This window comes from Mycobacterium sp. (assembly GCF_032162605.1).
In the GTDB taxonomy this organism is placed as follows: domain Bacteria; phylum Actinomycetota; class Actinomycetes; order Mycobacteriales; family Mycobacteriaceae; genus Mycobacterium.
The window spans coordinates 1-3820 of sequence record NZ_JAVROT010000423.1; the positions used below are offsets into that span (position 1 = coordinate 1).

General features: G+C 67.7%; 2 protein-coding genes and 1 pseudogene. 1 reads left to right on the forward strand and 2 read right to left on the reverse strand.

Annotated features, from left to right (window positions below):
- The coding region (locus QOI01_RS23760) for a heavy metal translocating P-type ATPase (protein ID WP_526385317.1) at positions 1-1701 on the forward strand (1701 nt) is incomplete at its 5' end.
- Between the two features lie 481 nt (positions 1702-2182).
- On the opposite strand, the gene QOI01_RS23765 is transcribed toward QOI01_RS23760, so the two are convergent.
- On the reverse strand, positions 2183-3241 hold the full coding sequence (locus QOI01_RS23765) for a tartrate dehydrogenase (RefSeq protein ID WP_526385319.1): 1059 nt from the start codon (positions 3239-3241) through the stop codon (positions 2183-2185).
- Positions 3238-3681 (reverse strand): annotated as a pseudogene (locus QOI01_RS23770) (SLC13 family permease); the annotation flags it as partial. The gene QOI01_RS23765 and the pseudogene QOI01_RS23770, both read right to left, overlap by 4 nt.
- Between the last annotated feature and the right edge of the window lie 139 nt (positions 3682-3820).

The following is a 3820-nucleotide window of genomic DNA, read 5'->3' on the forward strand; positions in this document are numbered from 1 at the left end:
ATTGGTGCGGCCGCGATCGGGCAGGTGTTCGATGGCGCGCTGTTGATCGTCATCTTCGCGACATCCGGTGCGCTGGAGGCGTTCCTGACCCAGCGCACCGCCGATTCGGTGCGCAGCCTGCTCACCCTGGCCCCTGAGCGGGCCACGGTGATCACCGCATCCGGCGCCGAGACCGTGGTGGACGCGGCCGCCCTAGCGGTGGGTGACGTGATCGTGGTGCGCCCCGGTGAACGCATCGGCGCCGACGGGCAGGTCACCTCCGGTGCCAGCGACGTAGATCAGGCCTCGATCACCGGTGAACCGCTGCCGGTCACCAAAGCGCCCGGCGACGAGGTGTTCGCCGGCACCCTCAACGGGACCGGGATGCTGCGGGTGCGGGTGGACCGGGCCGCCGCCGACACCGTCGTCGCCCGCATCGTGGCCATGGTCCAGGAGGCCTCGGCCACCAAAGCCAAAGCGCAACTTTTCATCGAGAAGGTCGAGCAGTACTACTCGATCGGGGTGGTTGCCGCGACTCTGGCGGTGTTCTTCGTTCCGCTCGCGGTGGGCGCCGCGGTGCAGCCGTCGCTGCTGCGGGCGATGACGTTCATGATCGTCGCCTCGCCCTGCGCGGTGGTGCTGGCGACCATGCCGCCACTTCTGGCGGCCATGGCCAACGCCGGCCGCCACGGCGTGCTCGTCAAATCCGCGGTCGTAATGGAACAACTCGGGTCGATCACCACGGTGGCCTTCGACAAGACCGGCACCTTGACCCGCGGCACCCCCAGGCTCTGCGACATCCGGCCCCTGACCGGGTCCGGGCTGAGCCCCGAAGAGCTCTTGACCCTCGCCGCGGCCGCCGAACATCCCAGCGAGCATCCGCTGGCCGCCGCCGTCGTCGCCGCAGCCACCAACCGCGGACTGAGGCTGCCGGTCGCCACCGGATTCGCCTCGGCGCCCGGCCGCGGTGTCCACGCCGTCATCGATGGCCGCCGCGTCACCGTCGGCAGCCCCGCCCAACTGCTCACCACCGACACCTCACCCGCCGCGCCGGTGGTGGCCGGGCTGGAAGCCGACGGCAAAACCGCCGTCGTCGTCACCGTCGACGACAGGACCGTCGGGGTGCTGGGGCTCGACGACCAGCTCCGTCCCGATGCCGGCGACACCGTTGCCGCGTTGACGGCCCTGACCGGCGACACCCCGGTGCTGCTGACCGGCGACAACCACCGCGCCGCCACCGCCCTAGCTCAACGGGTCGGCATCCACGACGTGCGGGCGGGCTTACTGCCACAGGACAAAGTCGCCGCGGTGCGCGCACTCACCGACACCGGCCGGCGGGTACTGCTCGTCGGTGACGGCGTCAACGACGCTCCCGCCCTCGCCGCTGCGCACACCGGAATCGCGATGGGCCGCACCGGATCTGACCTTGCCCTAGAAACCGCCGACGCCGTCGTCGTCCGCGACGAACTGGCCACCATCCCCACGGTCATCGCGTTGTCCCGCCACGCCCGGCGCGTGGTGATCGCGAATCTCGTGATCGCCTCCTCGTTCATCACCGTGCTCGTCCTGTGGGACCTACTCGGCCACCTACCCCTGCCACTGGGCGTCGCCGGACACGAAGGCTCCACCGTCATCGTCGGCCTCAACGGGATGCGGCTACTGGCGCGCCGCGCCTGGGAAACCACACCCCGGATCCCCCGCCGCAGTCAGCAGTACGCCTGACGCCTGGCTCACTTGTCGAGCTGGGCACAGTCTCCACACTGGTCATCCCACTGCGCGTTCGTCACTAATCCAGGTGGGGCCGAAATCGGTGCAGAACACCGGGGGGCCAAACTACTTGACGAAACCCAGACGAGACCCGGCCGTGTAGCGTAGGTCGCCTCGACACGTTGGTTCGATAGGGAAGCGCTGGTTCCACTCTCGCATTACCTGCGCATGAGCACCGCTGACCTGATCGCGTCGTTTCTCGACGCCAACCCGGGGCGGCCACTACTTGTCAACGGTGCCTATGCATAGTCGACCTGACCGAGCGAGCCGGCTTGGGTGTGTTCGTTCGCGAATGCGTCCTCCTCGACCATGGGTGATGGGTTGGCGGACCGGCGCCGAATCCTATACTCCGAGAGCTTATTTGAGCCGGTCCAACCCAATACGCTGAACCGCGCCATCGTCGCCGGCATCGCGAATTCCCGAGTGTTACTCGTCGTCAACGAGGACTCAACTGAGCGACCAACGCCTCGGTCACCTCGACCGTCGACGCGCTGCCGCCCAGGTCACCCGTACGAGTCTCGGGCTTCGCCAACGTCGACTCCATCGCCGCCAGTACGTCACCAGCGGCGTCGGCGTGCCCCAGATGCTCCAGCATCATCGCCGCCGACCACACCGCGCCGACCGGATTGGCGATGCCTTGCCCGGCGATGTCGGGCGCCGAACCGTGCACCGGCTCGAACATCGAGGGGAATTCCTTGGTCGGGTCCAAGTTGGCCGACGGTGCGATACCAATCGAACCCGCCACCGCCGCCGCAAGGTCAGAGAGTATGTCGCCGAACAGATTCGAGCCGACGACCACGTCGAACCGCTGCGGCTGCAGCACGAACTTGGCGGCGAGCGCGTCGATGTGTTCGCTGTCCCACCGCACGTCCGGGTAGCGGGCCGCCCGTTCGGCAACCACCTCGTCCCAGAACGGCAACGTGTGCACGATCCCGTTCGACTTCGTCGCCGACGTGACATAGCCCCGGCGCGTCCGCGCCAGCTCGAAGGCGAAGTCCGCGATCCGGCTCACCCCCACCCTGGTGAACACCGACTCCTGGACCGCCATCTCGTCGGGAAAGCCGCGGTTGAGCCGGCCGCCGATCTCGCTGTACTCACCCTCGACGTTCTCCCGCACCACCACGAAGTCGACGTCGACGGCCGCCCGCAGCGGGCTCTGGACGCCGTCGAACACCTTGATCGGGCGCAGGTTGACGTACTGGCGGAAGGCCCGTCGGATCGGGATCAGCAGCCCCCACAGCGACTCGTGATCCGCGACGCCCGGCCATCCGACGGCGCCGAGCAGAATCGCGTCGAACCCGCGCAGCGTGTCGAGACCATCGGGCGGCATCATTGCGCCCTCGCGCTCGAACCGTTGACACGACCAGTCGAAGTCGGTGTAGGACAACTCGATTCCATGCCGCCGCGACACCGCGTCGAGTACCGCACGCGCCGACGCGATCACCTCACCGCCGATCCCGTCGCCCGGGATCACGGCGATCGTGTGCCCGGTCATCCGCCCAGTCCCAGCACGCTGACCATTATAGGCAGCATCAGGATGATCAAGATCGCGCCGACGACGTCGAAGAGCACACCGGAGCGGATCATGGTCGTGATCGGCACCGCGCCCGAGCCATAGACGATCGCGTTCTGCGGCGTGGACACCGGCAGCATGAAGCCGAACGACGCCGCAAGGGTCGCCGCCAGCGCAGGCACGAACGGATTGATACCGGCGGCCATCGCCACCGGAACGATGATCGGCACCACCACCGCCGCCGACGCGGTGTTACTCGTCGTCTCCGACACGATGATCGCCAACAGCACCGCGAAGATGGTGATAGCGACACTGCTCCCCAGGCCCAAAGCGTCGTCGACCGACGTGCCGATCGTCTCGGCCAGGCCGGTGTCTGCGATCAACGAACCGAAGATGATGCCGCTGCCGAAGAGAATGATGGTGCTGCAGTGGGTCGAAGTCGGGTTCGACGTCGCCGCGCTGCTGCAGCAACTTTGCGATCACCCCGAGAATGCCCAACGCCGTCGGCAGCAACATCGCCACCGTGGCGGTGTTCGAGACGAACGCCGACAGCGCGCAGGT